Annotated in this window: 18 protein-coding genes; 11 read left to right on the forward strand and 7 right to left on the reverse strand. The window is 60.8% G+C overall.

The features are described 5' to 3' along the window. From ftsH to IRZ31_RS09965, 3 genes are all read left to right on the forward strand, one after another. Positions 1-2,116, forward strand: a 2,116-nt coding sequence (ftsH, locus tag IRZ31_RS09955; protein WP_297152955.1) for an ATP-dependent zinc metalloprotease FtsH, incomplete at its 5' end; no start/stop codon positions are given. Positions 2,117-2,318: 202 nt separating this feature from the next. Next, entirely contained in the window at positions 2,319-3,008 is a 690-nt protein-coding gene (locus IRZ31_RS09960) for a metallophosphoesterase (protein WP_297152957.1), read from the forward strand. A 223-nt stretch (positions 3,009-3,231) separates the two neighbouring features. Further along, entirely contained in the window at positions 3,232-3,714 is a 483-nt protein-coding gene (locus IRZ31_RS09965; RefSeq protein ID WP_297152959.1) for an Hsp20/alpha crystallin family protein, read from the forward strand. Between the two features lie 112 nt (positions 3,715-3,826). Here the strand turns inward: IRZ31_RS09965 and IRZ31_RS09970 are convergent, their stop codons facing one another. After that, positions 3,827-5,302, reverse strand: coding sequence for a hypothetical protein (locus IRZ31_RS09970; protein ID WP_297152962.1), 1,476 nt, complete (start codon positions 5,300-5,302; stop codon positions 3,827-3,829). Between the two features lie 424 nt (positions 5,303-5,726). Here IRZ31_RS09970 and IRZ31_RS09975 point away from each other — a divergent pair, with 424 nt between their 5' ends. From IRZ31_RS09975 to IRZ31_RS09985, 3 genes are all read left to right on the forward strand, one after another. Beyond that, complete coding sequence (locus IRZ31_RS09975; protein WP_297152964.1) at positions 5,727-6,227, forward strand: redoxin domain-containing protein; 501 nt, start codon at positions 5,727-5,729, stop codon at positions 6,225-6,227. 507 nt (positions 6,228-6,734) lie between these two features. After that, positions 6,735-8,180, forward strand: coding sequence for a nodulation protein NfeD (locus tag IRZ31_RS09980; protein ID WP_297152967.1), 1,446 nt, complete (start codon positions 6,735-6,737; stop codon positions 8,178-8,180). Further along, complete coding sequence (locus tag IRZ31_RS09985) at positions 8,159-8,998, forward strand: slipin family protein (protein ID WP_297152969.1); 840 nt, start codon at positions 8,159-8,161, stop codon at positions 8,996-8,998. Before IRZ31_RS09980 ends, IRZ31_RS09985 begins: the two co-directional genes overlap by 22 nt. Before the next feature lie 169 nt (positions 8,999-9,167). Here the strand turns inward: IRZ31_RS09985 and IRZ31_RS09990 are convergent, their stop codons facing one another. Continuing rightward, complete coding sequence (locus IRZ31_RS09990; protein WP_052889045.1) at positions 9,168-9,827, reverse strand: phosphoribosyltransferase family protein; 660 nt, start codon at positions 9,825-9,827, stop codon at positions 9,168-9,170. Positions 9,828-10,862: 1,035 nt separating this feature from the next. On the opposite strand from IRZ31_RS09990, the gene IRZ31_RS09995 reads away from it, so the two are divergent. Continuing rightward, positions 10,863-12,869, forward strand: coding sequence for an ATP-binding cassette domain-containing protein (locus IRZ31_RS09995; protein WP_297152972.1), 2,007 nt, complete (start codon positions 10,863-10,865; stop codon positions 12,867-12,869). Positions 12,870-12,908: 39 nt separating this feature from the next. Here IRZ31_RS09995 and IRZ31_RS10000 read toward each other — a convergent pair whose 3' ends face one another. Then, positions 12,909-14,780, reverse strand: a complete 1,872-nt coding sequence (locus tag IRZ31_RS10000; RefSeq protein ID WP_297152974.1) for a tetratricopeptide repeat protein — start codon at positions 14,778-14,780, stop codon at positions 12,909-12,911. A gap of 240 nt (positions 14,781-15,020) precedes the next feature. On the opposite strand from IRZ31_RS10000, the gene coaE reads away from it, so the two are divergent. Then, complete coding sequence (coaE, locus tag IRZ31_RS10005; protein ID WP_297152976.1) at positions 15,021-15,629, forward strand: dephospho-CoA kinase; 609 nt, start codon at positions 15,021-15,023, stop codon at positions 15,627-15,629. A 222-nt stretch (positions 15,630-15,851) separates the two neighbouring features. Here coaE and IRZ31_RS10010 read toward each other — a convergent pair whose 3' ends face one another. Both IRZ31_RS10010 and IRZ31_RS10015 read right to left on the reverse strand, forming a co-directional pair. Continuing rightward, positions 15,852-16,034, reverse strand: coding sequence for a hypothetical protein (locus IRZ31_RS10010; protein ID WP_112426646.1), 183 nt, complete (start codon positions 16,032-16,034; stop codon positions 15,852-15,854). Between the two features lie 63 nt (positions 16,035-16,097). Further along, positions 16,098-17,429 (reverse strand): hypothetical protein, encoded by a 1,332-nt coding sequence (locus IRZ31_RS10015; protein WP_297152980.1) that lies wholly within the window; start codon positions 17,427-17,429, stop codon positions 16,098-16,100. Between the two features lie 281 nt (positions 17,430-17,710). Here IRZ31_RS10015 and IRZ31_RS10020 point away from each other — a divergent pair, with 281 nt between their 5' ends. Further along, on the forward strand, positions 17,711-18,013 hold the full coding sequence (locus tag IRZ31_RS10020; protein WP_052889052.1) for a GlsB/YeaQ/YmgE family stress response membrane protein: 303 nt from the start codon (positions 17,711-17,713) through the stop codon (positions 18,011-18,013). 220 nt (positions 18,014-18,233) lie between these two features. On the opposite strand, the gene IRZ31_RS10025 is transcribed toward IRZ31_RS10020, so the two are convergent. After that, a complete protein-coding gene (locus IRZ31_RS10025; RefSeq protein WP_297152983.1) occupies positions 18,234-19,265 on the reverse strand; it encodes a PHB depolymerase family esterase in 1,032 nt (343 codons plus the stop codon). Between the two features lie 355 nt (positions 19,266-19,620). Here IRZ31_RS10025 and IRZ31_RS10030 point away from each other — a divergent pair, with 355 nt between their 5' ends. Further along, positions 19,621-21,495: an ATP-binding protein gene (locus IRZ31_RS10030; RefSeq protein WP_297152984.1), complete on the forward strand. Its 1,875-nt coding sequence runs from the start codon at positions 19,621-19,623 to the stop codon at positions 21,493-21,495. After that, positions 21,492-22,262, forward strand: coding sequence for a response regulator transcription factor (locus tag IRZ31_RS10035; protein ID WP_297152986.1), 771 nt, complete (start codon positions 21,492-21,494; stop codon positions 22,260-22,262). The genes IRZ31_RS10030 and IRZ31_RS10035 overlap by 4 nt, the downstream gene beginning before the upstream one ends. 372 nt (positions 22,263-22,634) lie before the next feature. Here IRZ31_RS10035 and IRZ31_RS10040 read toward each other — a convergent pair whose 3' ends face one another. Beyond that, positions 22,635-23,105 (reverse strand): hypothetical protein, encoded by a 471-nt coding sequence (locus tag IRZ31_RS10040; protein WP_297152988.1) that lies wholly within the window; start codon positions 23,103-23,105, stop codon positions 22,635-22,637. Between the last annotated feature and the right edge of the window lie 323 nt (positions 23,106-23,428).

Here is a 23,428-nt window from a genome sequence, read left to right on the forward strand (position 1 = left end):
CTGCGGCCTGCCGGAGGAGGCGACGATGCTCGAACAGAAGCAAAGCGCTGCGTCAGGCAGGCAGCCAACGACTCAACGTCCCGGTAGCAATCATCCAACCAATAAAGGCGGTCCCAGCCCCAGTGGAGAGCAGCGACCGGGGCCGTCTTCTCAGCAGAATCAGCCCCAGCCCCGTCTTGGCTTCTGGCTACGGCTTCTGCTGATCATGGTACTCATCAACCTGGTCTTCTATGGCCCGTTTTTCTTCAACCTGACGGGCTGGGGACAGACGACTACCATCGACCTGCCCTATAGCGCCTTCATCCAGCAGGTTCAGCGAGGCAACGTTGCCAGTGTGACCATTAAGAGCGACAACAGCGTCACCGGGACTCTCAAGTCGCCCATTGAGCAGCGGCAGCCAGATGGCCAAACGGTCTCGGCCACCCACTTCTCGACTTACATCCCCGCACCTGGCGACCCTAACCTGCTGCCTCTCCTGGAGCAGAAGGGGGTCGAGGTGAGCGCTGAACCTGTGCAGCCGTCCTGGTGGCAGACGGCGCTCTCCTGGTTCATCAATTTGCTGCCGGTTCTTTTGCTGCTCTACTTTGCCTTCATGAGCTGGCGGGGCATGCGCCAGCTTCAGGACATGCAAGGTGGAGGACTCTTCGGTTTCGGACGCAGCAGGGCCAAGCTCTATACTGAGGAACGACCGACGACCACCTTCGCCGATGTGGCTGGTGTTGAGGAGGCCAAGGCTGAGCTGCGCGAGGTTATCGACTTCCTACGCGATCCTCAGCGCTTCCTGCAGATCGGCGCCCATATTCCCAAGGGCGTCCTGCTCGTTGGTCCGCCCGGCACGGGCAAGACGCTGCTCGCACGCGCCGTGGCTGGCGAGGCTGGCGTCCCCTTCTTTAGCTGCAGCGCGACCGACTTTGTGGAACTGTTCGTTGGCGTCGGTGCCAGTCGTGTACGCGATCTGTTCGCTCAGGCTCGTAAGCAGGCTCCATGTATCATCTTCATCGATGAGATCGATGCCATTGGGCGCGCTCGCAGCGGGGCTGGTACCCTGGCCAGCAATGATGAGCGCGAGCATACGCTCGAACAGCTCCTGGTCGAAATGGACGGCTTTGAGCCGCACGAGGCCATTGTCGTACTGGCCGCGACCAACCGCCCGGATGTGCTTGATCCGGCCCTGCTTCGCCCTGGTCGCTTTGATCGCCAGGTAGTTGTCGATCGCCCGGAGCGGCGTGGACGCGAGGCTATCCTGCGCATCCATACGCGCCAGGTGCCTCTGGCTCCCGATGTCAATCTAGAGGAGCTGGCTCGGAGTACACCCGGCTTCTCGGGGGCTGATCTGGCCAACCTTGTTAACGAGGCGGCTCTGGCGGCGGCCCGCAAGGGCAAGTCCCAGGTTGACCGCGAGGACTTCCAGGAAGCCCTCGACAAGCTGTTGCTCGGCGGCAAGCGCGAGGCCCTGATGGATGAGCGAGAGCGGCGCACGGTTGCCTACCATGAGGCAGGCCACGCCCTGGTGGCCGCCGTTCTGCCGGATGTTGATCCGCTCTACAAGGTGACGATTGTCCCTCGCGGGCGCGCTCTAGGCGTCACTCAGTTCTTACCCGAGGATGATCGCCATAACTATCCGCGCTCCTATCTGCTGCAGCGCCTGGCGGTGGCCTTGGGCGGGCGCACCGCAGAGGAAGTAGCCCTGGGTGAAATTACCTCGGGGGCCGAGAACGACCTCAAAGAGGCCACACGCCTTGCTCGCCGCATGGTCACCGAGTGGGGCATGGGCGAGAGCACGGGCCTGGTGGCCTACGACTTGGAGCAGGGCGATGGCTTCCTCGGCGGAACCTTGCCGGGCGAACACCAGCGCCTCTACGCTGAAGCAACAGCCCAACGCGTCGATGCTGAGGTGGAACGCATTGTTGAGCAGGCCCACCAGCAGGCTCGTGCCGTCTTGACTGAGCATCGCGCTGCCCTTGATCGCCTGGCAGAGGCCCTGCTCCGCGAGGAGGTCCTGGAGCGCGAGCAGGTGCTTCAGATCATCCGCGAGGCCACTGCACCTGGTGTTGCCTCTGCGGTCGAGATCAAGGCTGGCGACCCTCACGCGAGCCGCGCACCTCTGCTCGAATAGGGAGGGAGAGCAACCTTCGGACCAGCTGGCTCTAGCTGGCCCGGCTGCTCCCCTGTTGTGGTCATGATCCTGAAGGGCTTCCAGCCGAGCCGGCCCGCTTGCCACTTTCTACTGGCGCTGTGGCACAGCCCTCATGCAGTTTGAGAGACGGGCAGGCTTCGCCTGCTGTTGTCGTCGTTGTTGAAAGGGAGGTGAACCGTTTATGCGGAAGCACGTGAACACCATTCTGGCAACAGCTGAGCCGTCGGGCCAATTGGAAGCACTGGAGCGACTGATGCGCCAGGCTCAAGAGCTGGATATTCAGGCAGTGGCCATACTGGGTAACCTGGCAGCGCGTAGCCTCAGCCCGCGCGACTACGGTCGTTTCTTCTCGCTGTTAGCCCAGAGCCGCTTGCCCACCTTCTACGTTCCCGGGCCGGAGGATGGGCCGTTAGCTCTCTACCTGCAGGAGGCAGCCCAGATCGAGGTCATCTATCCCTACCTGCATGGCGTCCATGGGACCTTCGCCCTGGCCCCGGGCTACGTGGTCTTCACTGGCATGGGTGGGGCGATTACAGATGACCCTCAGCAGGCTCGCGAAGAACAGGAGAGCTTGCGCTATCCGGCCTGGGAGGTGGTCTATCGCCTGAAGTTCCTCTCTGAGCTGAAGGATTACGAGAAGGTTTTTCTATTCCACACACCACCCTACCATAAGGGCTTCCATGAATCTGGCAGTCCAACCCTGGCTGAGCTGATCAAGAGCTATAGCCCGCGCCTGGTCCTGGTCAGCGGCCCCGAACGCAAGCGTGAGCTGCTCGGCACTTCTGCCGTTGTGGCTCCCGGCTCGCTCGCCAGCGGTGAGTACAGCATCATCGATTTGCAACACCAGACCGTCGAAGGACGAACACTGTAATACAGAGAAAAAAGAGTAAAAAACGTATAGAGTGATTGGTAGCCTGACCGGCGCCAGCCTGCCCCGATTGCCGCCGGTCGGGCGTCTCTCCCAGCAGAGGGTGAATAGCTACCCTTCTCCCGCTGCGTTTGACCCAGCCCTGCCAGGAACCGGAATGTGACCAACGTAACGGTACGTAAAAGCTTACGCCATTGATTGGACCGCATTGAAAGGAGGTTACAGCATGGCGCTGACGCGCAGCTTCGATCCTTTCACTGAGATGCTCAGCTTGCGCGATGCCATGAACCGCTTGCTGGAGCAAAGCTTTGTGCGACCAAGCTCGGTCCTCTTCGGCACTGGCTCACGCATGATTCCTCTAGACGTGCTGGAGACAGAGCAGGGCTATCGCATCACCGCTCTGCTGCCGGGTGTTAAACCTGAAGACATCGAGCTGCTCGCTCACGAGCATAGCCTGACCCTCAAAGCCAAATATCATGGTGGTGAGGAGGGCGAGGGCCAGCAACAAGGCACCTGGTTGCTGCGCGAAATCGGCAGTGGCACCGTCGAACGCACCCTGGCCTTTGAGCGCCCTATCGATGCCAATAAAATTGAGGCACGCTATGAGAACGGGCGCCTCACCATCACGGTTCCCTTAAGCGAAAGCAGTCGCCCGCGCCGCGTCAGTGTCCGGGCGGCTACACCTGTCTCCGCCGGCGCCGCTCCCTGATCCCTCCCTGGCGTCTGGTCTGGCAGGTACCCTAAAGATACGCCTGAGACGTACGAGGGAGGCAGAGGGCGAGAGCCGGGGAGAGCAGCGCCATGACCTGGTGGCTGTCTCCTCAGCGGCTCCCCTCTGCTTCTCTCAAGGCCCCGGCATCGACCGCCAGTCGCGGCTCAGAGCGCCGACGCAGGTTCAGCAGATTGAACAGGTAGCCGAGGGTCAGCAGCAGAAAGAGCAAGTTGCGCAGCTCGACCAGAGGAAGAAAGCCAGGCACACGCCAAACCTGTGTAGCATCCTGAACACGGGTATAGAGGAAGGGATAGATGAGCGAGGTCAGCAGAGCGATCAGCCCGAACCACAACAACCAGCGCCGCTGCGTTGCCGTCAGATAGGCCACCAGCGGCATCAACCACATCAGATACTGTGGGCTAAACACTTTGCCTGTTGCCACGAAGACCAACAGCGCCGCTAGCGCCGCCTCGGAGAAAGCCAGCCGCCCGCGTGCACTCTGCCAGAGCACCAGCCCATAGCCGGCCAGCAGCGCCAACGTACTGCCGAGAGAAACGGCAGGGACCAGGGGACTCAACAGGTTAATCGAGCCGTAGGTGTAGACCACGCGCACCGTCTGTCCCGCCAACGTCGCCAGCCAGATCACCAGCGTACCACTGGACTCAATCTGCACAGGGCGCTCGGCGAAATAAGCGAGCTGACTGGCCACTGCTCCCTGAAAGTCCAGGAGGGCGAAGGCCCCTGTCGTTCCGACCACCAGCGCAAGACAGAGCAGCAGATTCCGCCACTGCCAGCGCCGCAGGGACGAGAGAGCTTGGGCCACCCACTCCGAGATTCCCACAGCAGTTCTGGCCCCATCCTGCTCAGCGGTGCCCCTTGCCGCTTTTGCTGCCTGCTGCTCCGCGAAGAAGAGCGGAGGCAACAGCAGGAGCGGATAGATCTTCAACAGAATAGCCAGGGCCAGAGCGCAATAGGCCGCTGTCCAATGGCGGCGCTCTGCAGCCAACACACAGAGCAAGGTTAAGGCCGCTGGTACAAGATCAAAGCGCAACAGGGCCAGGCCCCACTCGCCGAGGAACAGGTAGAACGTGAAGGCCAGCGCCGCCCCGCGTGGTCCCCAACGCAGCAAGAGCCAATAGATCAACAGCGCTGCCAGCGCCATCAGCAGCCCGAAAAGCAGGGGATAGTAAGCGGAGGGCACAAGCAGACCGGGAGTGAAGAGGGCAAGCGTCAGTGGCGGGTACTCGATGGGCAGCGTATGCAAAGGAGGCAGTCTCTCTGCCTGGGCAGGCAAGAACGAGCAATCGATTTGAGGCGCCAGCGCTCGGGCCTGTCCTCCGAACCAGAAAGCCAGCGCGTAGCACTCGTAGCGCGTCACATCAGAAGTTGACCAGACCATCTGCCAGGAAGAGAGTGCCAGCATGACCAACAGTGCCAGCGCCAGGGGCAGAAAGGAAAGCGCACCCCCAGCGGGATCGACCAGACGCTCTAGCCCGCGTCTGATCTCCAGGGCAACGGAAGAGAGAGCGGGGCCGGGAGTCTTCGTAGTGGGGAGGCCTCCCGAACTGCTGCGCACATTTGACATACCTTTCTCACCAGGACTACAATTCGGAACAGCGTAAGATGAGAGAGGAACCGCCCTGCAGGGCGGCTTGTTTCCTCTCTTCAATGTTGGCCTACTGCCTTGCCTGCCTTATCCCATCGGGAGACAGCGGGAGCGAGGTGCTCAGCGCGGGGCGCGCCCACTGCCCTATCGTGTTGGCCCTGACGCTGCCAGCGCAGATCGATCCTGCTCGCGCATTGCATGCACGCAGCGTAAGACTGAACCGAGTCGAAGCAGGGCGAGAAGGCCCCTCTGGGAAAGGCAGCTCGCACCAAGGATAGGGCAATAGCCTCTGGTCTGTCAAGCAGCCTGGGGACGGACATGCTGCCCGCTCATAGCCCCAGCCGCCACCAGACCCAGAGACCAGACAGTATTGCACTGCTTGTGAGAGGAGGACCCAATTCACATGGCTGAGTCCGCCCGTTCTTACACAAAGACCCTCAAGATCGGCGATGTCGCGCCCGACTTTACCCTCAAAAGCCATGTGCGCGAGGACTGGCATCTCGCCGACTTCCGCGGCAAGAAGAACGTGGTTCTTGCCTTCGTGCCCTTTGCCTTCAGCCGAGTCTGCTCTGCACAGCTGCCCTCCTATGAGCGCGAACTGGAGCGCTTCCGAAGCGCCGACACCGAGGTTGTTGCGATCAGCATGGACAGTGTCTATACGCTGGACGCCTGGTCACAGGCAATGCGCACCTCCTTCCCGCTGCTGTCCGACTTCTATCCCCAGGGAGCTGTCGTCGATCTCTATGGGCTGCGCCATCCTGCAGGTATGGCGGAGCGTGCCGTCATCGTGATCGATAAGGGGGGCATCATCCGTCACATCGAGGTTACCGCTAGCCCTTCCGAGCTGCCTGACAACCAGCGGCTCTTCGAAGTCCTGCACGCTCTCCAGGCTCAAACCAGCTAGCTAGCTCACCAGGAGCGTCCCTTTTCCAACCAGCCAGCCAATCGGACGGCCAGCCTCTGCCAGCACCAGCGAGAGACCTGGCCGGCTGGTTGGCTGGAAAACAGGCCAATGTACCTGCCAAGCACTACGCCCCCTTCCTGTTCCGCCCAAGAGCAACCAGACAGAGCACATTGACGCGGCGAGAAATTTGCGCTATCATCTCGTATAGCAATAAGCAATACCCCGGACCAGTCAGCGGTAAGCACAGCTAAAGCGAGCACTGCGCCGGTCGGGTCCACTCAGGCTCAGGCTCGGAGAGGAGTGGAAGAGAGGCAAGAGAAATCGCAAGATTGATCAAGAGGAAGGGGAACGCAAGGGAAGAGGCCGAGAAAGAGGGACTGTGACCGGCAATCTCCTTCCGGACTGAGTGGGTACCTCGCTGGATGGAACTGGCCTGGGGTCTGGGATCGGCAGCAGGACAGAGCTGCAGCGGGGCGCTGCAGCCTTCGACCGCAAAGGACAGAAGCTATGGACATGCGCCACCATCGACGAGCGCCAAATGGCGTGCGATCCCTGGCGCTCGGGCTTGTCTCCCTGATTATGGCCCTACTGGCTGTGGCCGGAATAGCCTGCCTGGGCGCACAACCCGCGTGGGCCGCCTCCCCACACGTTGATGTGGCCAATCTCAACAGCGACATCAACCCGGGCGCAGTGCGCTTCCTCCAGCAGGCCATTGCCACTGCGGCTAGCGATGGAGCACAAGCGCTTGTCATCGTCATCGACACACCTGGCGGTGATCTGGACTCCATGAAGCAAATCACCCAGGCCGAGCTGGCTAGCGCCGTCCCCATCATCACCTACGTCTATCCACCTGGCGCGCGAGCTGCCTCAGCTGGAGCCTTCGTAGCGCTCTCCGCCCCTATCGCTGCTATGGCTCCAACCACTCGCATTGGCGCCTCCAGTCCTGTGAGTAGCACTGGCAGCAACCTCGATTCTACCCTGCTCAAGAAGATCGAGAATGACCTGGTAGCTCAGATCACCGGCACGCAGAATCGCTACGGGCGCAATGCCACCCTGGCAGCCAAAATGGTCACTGAGGCCGCTTCCTACGATGATCAGACCGCTGTGCGCGAGCACATCGTTGACCTCGGTGCCCGTTCACTCTCCGAGCTTCTCCACAGTGTGGACGGACGCAGTGTTACCCTGATCTCCGGGCGCAGTGTTGTGCTGCATACCACTGGAGTAGCCCTCACGACCTTCAACCCTGGGCTGTTTGAGGCGCTCTATAGCTTTTTGCTCGACCCCAACGTTGTCTTTCTCCTCTTCATTGTCGCCCTGATTGGCCTCTACCTTGAGATCTCCCATCCTGGGGCCATCGTGCCGGGCGTTGTTGGCGGCATTGCTCTCATCCTCTTCCTTCTGGGGGCCGGGTCACTCTCCCCCAACTGGACTGGCCTGCTGCTTATGGGCCTGGCCCTGGTCTTACTGATCCTGGATGTCCGTCTTCCTTCGCATGGTGTGCTGACCGTGGGCGCGGTCATCTCACTTATTATCGGCTCCTTGCTCTTCTTCAACAGCGATCAGGTAGAGCATGGACCAGGTGTTACCCCCTGGATCGTCTACCTCATGGCGGCGGTCGTTGGTTTGCTCAGCCTGGCTCTGGTAAGTGTCGTTGTCCGGGCCCAGCGCCAGCGTCGGCCCTCGGGAGTCGAGAGCATGATTGGAGCCCGCGCAGTCACGCTCACGCCGCTGACGCCCAGCGGCAGAGTGAATTACAGCGGAGAGAACTGGGCAGCCAGTCTGGTTGAGCCCTATACTTCCCTCGATGAAGGCTGCGAGGTCACCATTGTGGCCGTCGAGGGTCTCCGTCTCTATGTCCGACCAAACCAGCCGCCGGCCCCACCCGCCGATGGCACACCGACAGTCCCACCCTCAGAAAAGGAGGATTCCCAATGGGAAGCTCTCTCGCTATAAGCGCCATTGTAGTCATTGTCCTCATTGTCGTGCTCATTCTGCTTTCTGGCCTGCGCGTCATCCAGCAGTATGAGCGCGGCGTCCTCTTCGTTCTTGGCAACCTGCGCGGCACGCGCGGCCCGGGTCTATGCTGGATTCCTCCCGTGATTGCGCGCCTGCTGAAAGTCGACCTGCGCATCGTCACCCTGACTGTGCCGCCGCAGGAGGTCATCACCCGAGACAATGTGACCGTCAAGGTGACCGCTGTCGTCTACTTCTACGTGGTCAATCCCGAGGCCGCCATTGTCAACGTCATGAACTACCTGCAGGCCACGACACAGATTGGCCAGACTACCTTGCGCAATGTCTTGGGGCAGTCAGAGCTAGATGAGCTGCTCGCCCAACGCAACAAGATCAATCGCGAGCTGCAGGCCATCATTGACGAGTTCACAGAGCGTTGGGGTGTGAAAGTGACTGCGGTAGAGATCAAAGACGTGGAACTGCCAGCCACCATGCAGCGGGCTATGGCCAAGCAAGCGGAGGCTGAACGCGAGAAACGCGCCAAGATTATTCATGCCGAAGGCGAGCTACAAGCGGCCACACAGCTGTCCCAGGCGGCTAATATCATTGCCTCGGAGCCAGGGGCCCTGCAGCTGCGCTATCTGCAGACCCTGACCGAGATCGCCGTGGAGAAAAACTCGACCATCATTTTCCCGCTGCCGCTTGATCTCATCGAGCCGCTTCTCAAGACGCTGCATACGGCTCGTGAGGGCCGGACTGCACCAGTGCCCCAGGATGGCCCGCGTCCTGCCCCTGCCTCGCCTTACCCCCAGGGCTGAGAGCCGCTGCTTGAACAGACTGACAGCTTGCAGCAGGTGAAGAGAAGAGGCCACGGCCCATAACCTCAGCTGGCAGGAGTCCCTGGCCTCTTCCCTCTCTGTACCACGCTGTTGGCCATCCAACAGCTGACCAGGTCCCACGTAGCGAGCGGCTGTCAGTTCTTGCGAGCTATGACTGCCGCAGCTCTGCTCGCTTGCTCTGAAGATATTCTGAGCACACCCGATAGGTTTCTTCGGAGATCAGACCCCGCGACATATAGTGATTGAGCATCACATCGAGCTTGAGGATGCTGATCAGATTATAGCCATGCTGACGAAGACGCTCCGTAGCTCCATGCTCGCGGTCGATCAGCACAATAACATCTTTGACCTTCAGGCCGTGCTCTTCGAGCAGGGCAGCTGTCTCCAGCACGCTGCCACCGCGCGTGATCAGATCATCAATAATCAGCGCTGTATCTCCCGGTGTGTAGCGGCCCTCGATCCCTCGCTGGCCAGTCCCCTCTGGACGAATACGCGCGTAAATCAGCGGCGTATTCGTCTCTAAGGAATAAGCCGTTGCCAGAAGCAGCCCGCCGACTGGCACGCCAGCAACTACATTGAAGGGGTGGACCCGCGGACGCCTCAGCGACTGGGCAAGGCTGATCTCTTGCTGCATGAGTTTGCTGGCCACGCGCAGCGCCAGTGGATTGCTGATCAGCACCTTGGGATTGACAAAGACCGGGGAACTTACCGCCGACTCGCTGACCGTGAAGTTCCCAAACTGGACTCCATTTAGATCGAATAGGGCCTGGGCTAGCCAGAGGTTGTCAAGAGACTGCTCTTTGACCACGTGACATCCTTCCTTGCGACGAAGAGTTGGGTGGTAGGAGGATAAAATAGGTCTCTCGCTTGAGCACAGTATACCATACCAGCAAAGCAAGAAGGCAGAGGAGCAAGAATCCAACCAGGGAGGAAAACCCTCTGCCTGTCGTCTCTCATCATTAATGAAAAAACTGTCATGCTACTGGAATAATCCGACCCATATCTTCCCCTTTCCATGAAAAAATATTCATCTGACCAGGCGCGCCGTTCATGCAGTGTTCACGAGAATGAGCTATACTCTTTGACGTAGATGGTTGCCCGTGCCTTATACAAGCACATGCATCTTTGGATATGGCGGGGATCAGTGGCAAGGGATGAGGCCGGGAGGTAGGGAGGTGAATAGGGATCACAAGGGGTGGCTGGCTGACAGTGTAGAGGGGAGGAGAATCCGCTGTATAAGGCAAAAAGTCGATGACGGGGAGTGGATGGTAGGGAGGCAAAAGGGACAGCAGAGCGGAATCACCGGCACCGAGGAAACGAGAACGGGCTTGGAGGAACCAACCGCTGTTTGGGCTTATCCCAAAGAGGGAAGTGTTGGAGGATGGGGTGGCAAGGGAGCGGGATGAGAGTAGGTGGCATCGCTCACGGGCAATCTTCTCTCCACCATGCGGCTGACTGGACGCTTCTCTGATCGGTCCTCTCTGGGCAGTGCACGGAGAAAAGACCGTCGAGCATCTGGTCAGCCGCTCTGTCTTGGGGACGGTAGGGCCACCGCTCTCTCTGGAGACCCGCCATTCCTGCTGGGCGGGGGCAAGATCTCGGAGGAATCCGGGAGTGCTTGCACCAGGCTTGCTTTTATGATACCCTGTCTCTGCCTGCCGATCCGGGATGCGACGCGGGACCTTCGGGCGAGGAGAGAGCGGCGCGTCCGCTTGACCTGGCGAGCGTGCGACCTCGCCGGCGGGCGCGGGCGGCCAGTCCTTCCCACAGCGAAGGTGGCCGAAGCGCGGCTGGTCTATACTCGTACTCACACACTCTCACTCAGAAGCAACTGCACTGCTCTATGCCACTGATTAGCGTCAACGGTCTCGGGAAAGTCTATGGTGCTGAGCATCTCTTTGCCGGTGTCACCTTCCAGATCAACGAGCGCGATCGCATTGGACTGGTTGGCCCCAACGGGGCCGGTAAGTCAACGCTGCTGAAGCTCCTGGCCGGCTACGAGGAACCCGATGAGGGCACCATCCTGGTCGCGCGCGGGACCCGTATCGGCTACCTCTCCCAGACGCTCGACCTGCAACCGCAGCGCACTCTCCGCGAGGAGCTGCTGGCGGTCTTCGACTACCTGCGCTCCTGGGAGCAGGAGCTGCAGGCGCTTGCCAATGCGATTGCCAGCGCCAGCGAGCGCGGTGACATCCGACAGCGCGAGCAGTTGCTGCAGCGCTACGCCGAACTCCAGCTGCGCTTTGAACATGCCGGTGGCTATACCTATGAGCAGCGTGTGCAGCAGGTGCTCGATGGCCTGGGATTCAGTCGCGAGTTGCACGATATGCCCATTGCCCAGCTCAGCGGCGGTCAGCAACGGCGGGCGGCCCTGGCTCGTCTTCTCCTGCAAGAACCCGACGTGCTCCTGCTGGATGAGCCAACCAACCATCTTGATCTGGAAGCTCTGGAGTGGCTGGAGGACTACCTGCAGGAGTGGAAAGGGGCGCTGGTCGTCGTTGAGCACGACCGTTACTTTCTCGACAAGATTGTCTCCCGCATTCTGGAGCTGGCCTTTGGGCGGGTCGAGGAGTATCCTGGCAACTATAGCAAATATCTGCAGCTGCGTGCCGAGCGCTTTGAGCGCCGCCTGCAGGAATACGAAGAGCAGCAGGAATTCATCCAGCGAACCGAGGAATTCATCCGCCGCTACAAAGCCGGTCAGCGCAGCCGGCAGGCCCGGGGACGCGAGAAACTGCTCAGCCGCCTGGAACGCCTCAACCGCCCCCAGGAATTCCAGGAGCTGCACTTCGATCTGAAGCCCTCGGTGGAAAGTGGGCGTGTCGTCCTCTCTACGCAGGGACTGGTTGTCGGCTATCGCCAGCCGGGTCGTGAACCCCGGGTGCTGGTGCATATGCCCGACTTGGAGATCATCCGCGGCGAGCGCATTGGTCTGCTCGGTCCCAATGGGGCTGGTAAGACTTCGCTGCTGCGTACCCTGATTGGCCAGCTGCCGCCGCTGCGTGGCAAAGTGGTCCTTGGCCACAATGTCCATGTCGGCTACTACTCGCAAACTCATGAGGATCTCGATCCCAGTCGCACGGTCCTGGATGAGATTCGCGAAGTAGCGGCCCTCAGCGAAGAAAGTGCCCGTGCCCTGCTAGCACGTTTCCTCTTCGAGGGCGACGATGTCTTTAAGACTATCGGGAGCCTGAGCGGCGGCGAGCGTAGCCGCGTGGTGTTGGCCAAGCTGACACTGCAGGGACCCAATTTTCTGGTGCTTGACGAGCCTACCAATCACCTTGATCTGCCCTCTCGTCAGTTCCTGGAGGAGGTACTGGCTACTTTCAGTGGAACTCTGCTCTTTGTTTCGCACGATCGCTACTTCATTGATCGCCTGGCGAGCAAGGTCTGGGTGATTGGTGAGGGCAGGCTGCACTCCTATGAGGGCAACTATAGTGACTATCGCCAGCATCTCCAGCGCGAACGCGGGCGCTTGCTGGCGCATGAACGCCAGGAGGAAAACGCTCGCGCGGCCTCTCAGGAGGCGGCCAGGCCGGAGACAGCGCTCGCGGAGGTCGGGACAGACCATGCTGGGGCTGGGCGGCGTCCCGGACGCGAGCGGCGCAGCCGCCGGGTAGGGCAGCCGCGCCTGCGCAGTCTGATCGAGGTTGAGCAGGAGATCGAACAGCGTGAGCAGCGTGCCCGCGCCCTGGAGGAGGCCCTCAATGAGGCCGCTGGCAGAGGAGACGTCGCCGAATTGCAGCGACTGACCAGCGACTACGAGGCAACCAGAGCAGAGCTAGAGCAGCTCCTCGCTGAGTGGGAGCAACTGGCGGCAAGCCAGAGCCAGATGGAGGCCTCCCGCTAAGGAACAGAACGGGCGGCGCCTCTGTTCTGTTGGCTTGCCTTAGCGACGGCGCGCGCCGCGCAGCCAGCCGCTCAGCAATCCAACAAGGGCCAGCAGGAATGGCAAGATGGCTACCAGGCCGAACCAGAGCAAGGCAAATTGGATAGCCGTAAAGCCCCGCGGATTGGCCTCAACCAGAGCCGCCAGGCGCGTTCGTCCGCTTTGGGTCAGAAGCAGATAGGCAGGCAAAGCCGTGGCTAGCAGGCTTACCAAAGGGATAGGGAGAAAGCGCCAGATGCCGTCGAAATAGCAACCAGAGAGCGCATTGGCACAGAGCAAAGCCAGGCCCAGGCCCTCGATGGTCAAGGACAAGGCTCCAGGCGCTCCTGGATGCTTGATGGCCAGCCAGGCCCCAAGCAATCCCAGCCCCAAACCGGCCACCTGCAACGCCAGGCTCATCAGCAAGGCCCGTCCCCGCCGACGTGGGCCTCGACCACTCTCCGCAGAGGCGCCAGCCGTTGCGGCAGCCCCGGCGCTAGACGAAGCCGCGCTAGGGCTGGCGCCGGGGAGAGGCGCGCCAGTGGGCGCTGCCGGCGTCTGGGCGACCGCCATCTTGACTAGAATTGCCGATCTGATCGTCTGCGTCTCTGCGTTGTGTGGATCAAGGGACAGCGAGCGTTCTACTGCCCGGAGTGCCTCCTCGAACTGTCCCAGGTTCGCCAGGAGGGCGGCGCGCATGCTCCAGGCCAGGGCGTTGCCTGGCTCCTGGCGTAGCACTTGCTCGACCGCTTGCATGGCCTCAGCAAAGCGGCCTGCTGTACCGAGCAGCTGGCCTTTAAGAAGGAGCGCCTCGGTATGGGTCGGCATAAGCTGTAATACCTGCTCCAAAGAAGTGAGAGCCTCGGCAAGCTGTTGCTGCTGGAGCAGGGCGCGCGCCTGCTGAAGCAAAAGAGCGGCCTGCTGCTCCGCCCTTGGCGTCGCTATGGCCGAGGACGGCTGCAGGGGAGAGAGCTGAGCGATGCCAGCGGGGGTCTGGGTCGGTTGCGGCATCTGGCCCATCTGGTGAACGGCCTGCAGAACCGTCCCCGGGCCTCCTGGCCGCTGGGGTAGGCCGGGGTGACCGTTGTCTCCACCGGCGCCGGCGCCGGCCCTGGCTACGGCTGTCGCCGGTCCTTCGGTCTCCTCTTCGCCTACCAGGACCACTGGCCCGAGACCCTGGCCAAAGAGCTGCGGACGCTGCTGCTCCCCGAGGCTCTGCTGCAGGTAGAGGGCAAGACGCTGAAAAATAATCTGCCCGCTTGTGGGATCAGCTGCTCCCCCACACAGCCCGAGCAGCAGGCGATGGGCCAGCATGCCCACATTTTGCTCTCCCTGTTCCGGCGCGAACTCGTTCCCGCGACAGGAGCAGAGCAGAAAACGGTTAGGTAGCTGCTGCAATGCTGCCAGGAACATGGGACCGGGCAGGGGCTTGCAATCGAATGGCGAGGCTCGCCGCTGCCCCCAGAAGCGTCCTGTCTGGAAGCAGTCGAGGACGCAGACAATAGCCCGCGCTGGGCTACGCCCGAGCAGCTGCAGCAGGGTTGTGGCTAGCGGCAGACCGCTGGCGGGTTGCTGATAGAAAGTATCTGCCAGCGCAAGGTGACCCTCAGCCCGCCCTTCATCGAGAAAAGCGTGCCCGGCGAAGTAGAGGAAGAGCGTATCATCGGGGCCCGCAGCCTGGAGGCAGAGCTGCGCGAGCCACTGCTCAATACACTGTCGCGTGGCCTGCGCCCCAAGCAGAAGTTGCACGTCAGAGGGATTCCAGTGTCCTCCCCGGCTATTTACCAGCCAGTGCGCAATGGCCCTGGCATCTGTCTCGGCGTAGCGAAGTGGTCGAAAACTGCTATCCTGGTACTGATTAATGCCGATCAGAAGGCCCAGGCGTCTGCCCATGCACGCTCCTTACTGCGATAGCAAAGATTGCGGAGTTATTGTACGATAAAATTCGCCAGCTTGGAAAGAAATGGTGTACGTCGGTACTTTTGGCAGGGTGAAAGCAAAGGCTGGACCGGGCGATAAGAAGCCAGACCAAGTGAGGAGGCTGACCAGCTCTCCCGCCCTCGAACTGCAAGCCAGCCTGGCAGACAACTGCTTGCCCCGATCATCTTGTTGTGAGAGGAGCATTGTTTAGCGATGCCGCGTGTCATTGGCCTGACAGGAAATATTGCCTGCGGGAAAACAACCGTGGGCAAGATGTTATTGGAATTGGGAGCAGAGCGCTACATCGATGCTGATGCCCTGGTCCACTCGCTCTACGAGCCGGGCCAGCCGATTACGGCCAGGATTGCTCAAGTTTTTGGCCCCTCCGTTTTGACCCCGGAGGGGCGAGTTGATCGTCAGGAGCTTGGCCATATCGTCTTCCGGGACCCCGAGGCACTGCGCCGGCTAGAAGCCCTTGTCCATCCCGCAGTTGGGGCAGCCATTCTGGAAGAGCTGAGCCGGGTCAGCCCCTCGGGCATCGCAGTGATCGACGCCGTCAAGCTGCTGGAAGGTGGGCACGCCGCTCTCTGCCAGAGCAAATGGCTGGTGATTTGTTCGCCTGAGCAGGAACTCCGTCGCCTGATAGAGCGCAGTCACCTCAGCGAGGAGGAGGCTCTGGCGCGCCTGCGCGCTCAACCTTCGGTCGAACAGCGTCTTCCGCTGGTCGATGAGGTGATTGATAACAGTGGCTCTCTGGAGGAGACCCGCCAGCAGGTGACCAGGGCCTTCGCTCGCTTCTGCCAGCGCTTTCCTCCCTCCTGAGCACGCGCTCGCTGAGAAGCGAGGAAATAGAGCCGGCCTTCTTGGCCGGCCCACCCTCTTGCCAGTCAGTCTGCGCTCCTGATCTCTCGCTGCTACCTTGCCTGGCGACCCTACCTGGCCAGGCTACAACGGCCACCTTTGATCGGAACCCTGCGCTCTGGGCAGCCTGGCGCGTAGCCAGAGACCTCCCTGCCCTCCCAGGGTTTTCGCGCCTTGCCTCTCCTAGAATTCCTTATGCTGGTTCTCTAGCTTTCGGTGAAGCTCTTCGATACGCTCGATAACTTCATCGAGGGTCCGAAGCCCCAGCTCTTCCATGTCATCGCGAATAGTCTCCAGAATTTCTAGCATTTCAAGGTCGTCATACTCTTCAGGATCAAACTCTTCCTGTTCGAGATCATCGGTCATGGTTATACTCCCTTCTGAGATTGCTGCCCTGGCTGAGCCAGCGGCGCGTGAACCACTTGCCCATTATAGCAATGGGGCCTGGAAGAGAAAAGAGACAGCGCTATCTTGATAGCTCCAGCCGACCTGAGTGATGGGGCCGTTTGTCAGCAGACGGGGAGCCGCAAGTGGCTGACCTTGGGCATTCAGCGTCAGCAGGTAGAGGCCGTTGCCTTCGTGAAGCAGGCTGTTTCCCTGCCACCACAGCCGCCCGCGCGTCAGGAAGACAAAGCTCCGGCTATCGCTCCCCCAGAGGCTATTTGGCACAGGCTCTAACAGCGCGCCCACCGCTGGTAGCTGGCTGCTGGCTGCACCGAGCGGCCCCAACGGAGTCCGATCGCTCAAGAGCAGCTGCTGTCTCCCCGTCTGGACATCGACCAGCCACAGGGTATGGCGCCCATCGAGCAGCAAGAAGCGCCCGTCAGGCGACCAGAAAGGGACGCTGTCGCTCTCCGCCCGGATGCTCAGGCGAACGCTTCCATCCAGGTTAACGATGAGATAGCGGCCATCGGCTGTGAGGGCCAGCACCTGCTGCCCGCTGCTCGACCAGGCAAACTGCTGGCAGCTACAGGTGAGCAGCGGGCGCGTCTCGCCCGTTGGCCGCTGCAGGAGCAGAGCAACCTGCTTCGCCGAGCCGTTTGGCGCCGTTGAGACCGCGTAGAGAAAAGCCGGCTGTGTCTGGTGCGGCTGCCAGAGAACACGCTCCAGGGTGGCCGGCAGCGGATGACCGGGCGGAAGTCCAGAGGTGAGCCAGCGTTGTTCAATGCTGGTGAGGCTGACGGTGAAAAGACCGTCTTGGTCAACCTCTAGAATGCTCTCGGCATCGTTGCTGAGCGAGGGGATTGCCAGACTGGCCGGCAGCGTTCGCGTAGCAATACCGCCCGGCTGGTCGTTTTGGGCAAGCTCCCAACGTAGCTGGGATGTGCTTCCGCTGAGGGTGAGACGATAGAGAAGACGGCTACCCTTGGGGTCCCACCAGGCATCGCTGATGCGCACGGCGGCGCTGGAGAAGAAGATGGGGATGGGCGAGCCCCCGTCAACGCCAACGGTATTCAGCCCGGCAGGCACGTCGGTCACCAGCCCGGTCAGGGGATCTGGCTTGAGATGGCGTCCCGCTGTGCTCTTCGCGTAATCACCATCCAGCGTGCGGAACACCAGCAGATGATGATCGGGCGACCAGCCTACTCCCACCACTGGAGGGGTGTTGTCAGCTACTTCATAGGCGCCGCTGCCATCGGGGTAGATGGTCCAAAGCTGACCATCGCGCACAAAAGCAATTTTGGCCGTGCCGCTGTAGCCCGGGCTGCAGGCGCTTGGCCCCAGCGCGAGCACGATCCAGCTCAGCAGGACCAGAGTCACGATATGCCGCCTGCTGCAATTCATGCCCCAGAGTATAGCGCTCCCTCCTTTGCTCGTCAACCTCGCCTGGAGACCAACGCCAGAGATCCCTGGCTTTTCCTCCTCCCCCGCTCTCGGAAGGCAAACCTTGTATCCCTTTTTCATCCCTTCGCCGTGTTAGGAATGGTGAGTGTGATTTGTACCAGTGATCGGAGAGAAAAGTAAAAAAGCTTACCTGGTACAAATTGCCATTCAATTATACTTAGTCTTCTTTTACTCTATTCAGAGGAGGGACATCTATCATGACAGCAGCTTCGCTTGTGCTCGCAGCCACTTTGAATCCTGGTGGCATCATCGCCTGGCTCATCATTGGCCTGATCGCGGGAGCGCTGGCCGGCTTTCTAGTCAAAGGAGGCGGCTTCGGCATCATTGGAGATATCATTGTTGGACTCATTGGGGCCTTCCTTGGTGGGCTCATCATGGATCTGCTGGCGCCGGGTGCCAGCTTCGGTTTCTGGGGCAGCCTTGTTGTGGCTCTGATCGGAGCCTGTATCCTGATCTTTCTCCTGCGCCTCTTCTCGCGTGGGCGCGGTAGCACCGTCTAAGAGGGTGGTTCAAGCCGAACCTGGATGCAGGTAGACAGGCTTCGCGTGCCAGCACGCAAAACGAGAGAGTCTGTCTCACTGGTTCAATGACCAATGATCAAGCAGGCTCACGGACGTGAGGGTATTGCCTCTGGCTGACCATGAAGCTCAAGAGGGCCTCACTCGTGAGCCTGCTCTTTGCTATGATTGCCGCTTGCCCTCCAGAGGGATCAGGCTGCCCCTATGCCAGGCCAGGCAGCGGGTGGGCCGCGAAGAACTGCCAGATCACTGCTGTCGCGTCGAGGGTATGGGTTGTCTTCCCAAGGTAGGGCACAGGAATCAGCGAGCCAGGCCAGGTATGGCCACCTCCGGCCACCCGGTAGTGGACCACCAGACCAGGTGCCGTGCAGCGGGACCACTCTTCGCCGGTGATATCGTCCCGGGTGAGAAAGACGTCTGGGCCTTGCTGACAGCCATCGCGCTGGGCCCAGTCCGCCAGCCATTGTGGAATAGGGGGCAGGCCCAGGCTCACGTTTCCCTCGTAAGAGACAATGAAATCGCCTGTCCCATGAATCTCCAGGATGGGGACACTACGCTGAGGGTGGCAGCCCCCGGGAATAGGGTAGAAAGCGCCTGAAACCGGAGCAAAGGCTGCAATTTGCGTCGAGAGGCGGCAGGCTAGCAGGGCCGTCAGCCCTCCCCCATTCGAGATACCGGTAGCGAAGATGCGCCGCAGATCAATGCACCAGTGCGTTTCCAGCGTCTGCAGCAGGTCACTTGTAAAGCGCACGTCATCGACGGGCGTGGGATGAGGACCATAGGCGTTCCAGCCAGTCTGGCCGTCGGGAGCTAGAACGCCATCGGGATACACCACAAAGAAATCTTCGCGGTCTGCCAGCACAGAAAAACCCGTATAGGTCTCCTGCTGCTTGCCACTGCTGCCATGACCGTGAAAGTTGAGGACGAGAGGCAAGGGCTGATCCGGCTGGTAGCCCGAGGGAATATGCAGACGGTAGCTGCGGGTTATCCCTCCTGATAGCAGCGTCTCCACCAGCGTGGTACCGCGGGCGACGGCAGGTTGTCCACAGCCTTGACTCTTCTGACTCGTCACTGCCGGCGTCGCGGACACCTGGCCGCTATCTCCACTCTGGAGGCTAGTGCTCCCACTGGAATTACCTGAAGCTGCCCTCCCACGGCAGCCGCTCAGCAGCACTACTAATAAGAGGAAGACCACCCAGGCCACGCGATTGCCACTCCAACGGGCTGGTCGCATAAGCGTTGCTCCTTCAGAGGTAATGGTGAATGATGGGAGAAGGCCATTCTCTGGCACTCCTTCCTTTATAGAAGACGCTCCTGGCGGCGCTATCTGGCGGATGCCTTAAGCCTGTTGACCCCTGTGCCTTCTCGCGCTCTCGGTTGGATGGCCTGATGCCAGTCTCTCCTGCTCGCCCTCTCTCCCCTGCCTGTTAGCAGGAAAGCAAGCAAAGAATTATAATAAAGGGAAGCGTCAAGCAGGGAGAGATCTCTCCCTGTTTCCTCTGGAGGAACGGGAGCAGTCCCCCGGCGCTGCTCAGTCGGCCCCGGGGGACCGTGCCTGCGCCAGGTGCAGATCAAGGGGCATCGTGACCATGAGAGAGCAACGTCATCCGGGTGACCACTTTCCACCTTTGCTGGAGCGACCACAGCGCAGCTGGCAACGCCTGCTGGTAGATACCCTGCTGGCATTCTTCGCTGCTGCTCTGGTCACCGCTGTGATCTATACCTTTGCGCTCTACCCGCGCATTCCTAACATTTCGCTGCTCTATCTCCTCGTGGTTCTGGCGCTGGCCAGCACACGCGGCCTCTATGCTGCGGTGCTGACTTCTGTTCTGGCCTTCCTTTTTTTTGACTACTTCCTGGTTCAGCCGCTCTACAGCCTGACCGTCAGCCGTTTGGAGGAATGGCTCGCCCTCTTCGTCTTTCTCACTGCGGCGATTATCACCGGACAGATGACCAATGCGCTGCGCAGGCAAGCGGATGAGGCCCGGCGGCGCGAACGGGAGACCCGCATTCTCTATGACCTGGTGCGAGCAGCCAACCACGAGGAGGACTTCCTGCACCAGCTGGCCATTGTGACCCAGGCCGTAGTTCAGGTCTTTGCTCCCTGGGGGGTCGGCGACTGCGTATTGCTGCTGCCTAATGAGCAAGGCAGACTAGAAGTGCTCGCGAGTGCGCGGACGCCTCGGGAGCACTTCCGGCTCTCGTCGGACGAGCAGGCTACCGCAGCCTGGGTCATGGCCAACGGCCAGGCCGCTGAGCTACATGATGTCCCTCTGGAAGGACGTGGCCCCTATGGGCGCGGCCTGCGCGCTACCTTGCAAAGTTCGCTGCATGGCTGGGGCCGGCGCCGCTATGCCCGGTTGCTACCGCTCAAGACAGGCGAGCGCGTCCTGGGCGTGCTTCTGCTCCTGATGGAAGAAACCGGATGGCCGCACCTGGGCAAAGCGCGAACCCGGCAGCCTCGCCTCGATAGTGCGTCGGCGGTCCTGGAGGGGCCTTTCTTCTCGGCTTTCCTTGACCAGGCCGCAGCAATCATCGAGCGGGCCCGTCTCAGGCGGGAGGGCCTGCAGCTGGAGCTGCTCCGCCAGACGGATGCGCTGCGCACAGCGCTGCTCTCTTCCGTCTCGCATGACCTGCGCACGCCTCTGGCCTCCATCAAAGCGGCGGCCAGCAGCCTTCTGCAGGAAGACATTGTTTGGGACGAAGAGAGCCGGCGCAGCTTTGCTCTCACCATCGAGCGTGAGGCCGACCGCCTCAACCGCCTCGTCGAAAATCTGCTTGACATGTCGCGCATCGAGGGTGGCGCCCTCAAGCCCGAGAAGGAATGGTATCCTCTTGACGAGTTGATCCATGATGTTCTGCTGCAACTGCAGCCGCTGCTGCAGCAGCGGCTGGTGCAAGTTGACCTGGAGGAGGACCTGCCGCCCGTACCGGTCGACTATCTGCAGCTCAGTCAGGTGCTCACAAACCTGATCGAAAATGCTGTGCGCCATACCCCCGCCAGCAGTCCCATCGAGATCGCCGCCAGACGGTGCGATGGATATGTGCAGGTCAGTGTCGCCGACCGTGGGCCAGGCATTCCTCCCGCTGATCTGGAGCGCATTTTCGACAAGTTCTATCGCGTGAGGCGTGCAGGAGGTCCAGGTAGCGGGAGCGGGCGCGCCGGGGGCACCGGACTTGGTCTGGCTGTCTGTAAGGGCCTGATCGAGGCCCACGGAGGACACATCTGGGCCGAGAACCGTCAAGGGGGGGGCGCCGTCTTCCACTTTACCTTGCCGCTCAGCGATCAAGAGGGCCAAACCGCGGAGGAGCAAACTGAAGCCTCCGCCGCTGCGCCGGGAGCGACCACGCCAACAACCTTGCCTGTCCAAACGCCTGTCTTGGGCGAAGAGACCGCAGAGTCGAGCAATCTGGCTCAGGTTGGTAAGAGAGAGCAGAGGGAGGAGGAGCAATCGCTCTCATGAATACAGCAGGAGGGGCACGTATCCTGGTTGTCGACGATGAGATCGAGATTGTCCGGGCGCTGCAGCGCAGCCTCAGTGCTTACGGCTATGAAGTCTATGCTGCCAGCAGCGGCGAAGAGGCCCTGGAAGCGCTTGGCCACTTCCGTCCAGATGTCATGCTGCTGGATCTGGGGCTGCCAGGGATCAGCGGGCTGGAGGTCTGTAAGCGCGTGCGTGCTCACTCGAATCTGCCGATCATCGTCCTCTCGGTCAAAGACAGTGAGCGCGATAAGGTGCTGGCGCTCGATCTGGGAGCTGATGATTACGTCGCCAAGCCTTTTGGCATGAACGAAGTGCTGGCCCGCATCCGAGTTGCGCTGCGGCATGCGGCGCCGCTGCAGGGGGGGACAGCTGCCGTCTTCAGGGCTGGCCCGCTCCGCATTGACTTTGCCCGTCGGCTGGTGCAGCTCAACGGTAAAGAGGTCAAGCTCACTCCGACAGAATACGAACTACTCAAGGTCTTGGTGCAGAACCGAGGGAAAATCATGACACGGCAGATGCTCCTGACTCGCGTCTGGGGCAGCGGCTACGGCGGCGAGGCTCACTACTTGCACGTCTACATCGGGCAGCTCCGGCGCAAGATCGAACCGGACCCGGCTCATCCTCGCTTTATTCTCACCATCTCCGGCGTCGGCTATCGTTTCTCTGCTGAGGAGGAGACAACAGGCGAGGGAGCGGACGAAGGTGAAGGAGGGCAGGCGAAGGGGGAGAAGCCCGTCGGAGAGTAAGGAGCCTGGCGCTTCTGTGGCGCCACCTGATCCGGGGCAGATGGCCACCGCCTGCGGGCTTATCGCTACAGAGCAGAGACAACCCAGGAGTGAGAGACGGCCCCTGTAGGTTCGCCGGGTGCACGGCATTGGCAGCAACGGACCCGATGCCGCGAGCAGGCGAGAAGATAGCCGGGGCAGGGGCGCCGTCCCTGCCGCAGGCGTAGACCTGGACACCAGATACACCCACGCCTGCGGACAGAGCCGGATGAGGTAGAAGAGAACGGGCTGGGGGCTATTTCTGGCCAGTGAAGTCAGAACTGGCCCAGCCCGCAGCTCCGTTCCGCCGGTCTCCTGGCCAGGAAGACGGGAACCGAGAGGCTCTTCAGGTTCTCAGATGCTCACCCAGATCAGTGGCCAGAAATTCTGGACACTTCCCTGCACATAGAAGCCATCTTGAGCCTTTTCTAGCTGGAACGAATAGTACCCGGCGCCACCTGTGACCGTCACCGTCCCGCCGGCTTCGGGTAGCCAGACCGTCCCAATGGGCACATCATTCAGATAGAGGGTCAGCAGCATGACGTAGCCGGGGCGGTAGTCGTAGGAAGTAAAGATCCACTGGTGCGTCCCAGCATCCAGATAATACTCGTCACTGCGCGTGACCGCCGAAAAACTATAGCCGAAGCTATAGTGCTGATCGGGGCTATTATAATAGAAGCGTGAGCGAAGGATAGGCAGCTGAGCCCTTGTCGCCGTGGCTGGCTTATGGGCCAGGGCTGCCGCCTGGGCATGAGCCGGCAACAAAAACCAGCAGGAGACAACCATCGTCAGGGCAACACTCAAGGCAAGAACCCAGCGTTTCATCAACTGCACTCCTTTCCAGCATTCCCAGCTAGCTTGCGGTATCTGCCAGAGCTTGTAGCCCCTGCTGAACAGAGAACTACTAGTCTAATTATAACACGCTTTGACAAAACTACAAAATGAAAAGCATCAATTTATTGATTTATATCTCTCAGCCAGATATTGCACAAGTGTCTTTTAGGAGGCCAAGACAGGTGGGCGCTATTGGAGGGAGGAGTCAGGAGCTTAGCGGTACCAGCCGCTAAGCTCCTGGGGAACCTCATGGGTGGGGCTGCCATGCTGGGACTCCTCTGTAGAGGCATGCTGAGGGGTGAGCGGAGCAGGCT

The sequence above is a fragment of the Thermogemmatispora sp. genome (assembly GCF_019683635.1).
GTDB lineage: Bacteria > Chloroflexota > Ktedonobacteria > Ktedonobacterales > Ktedonobacteraceae > Thermogemmatispora.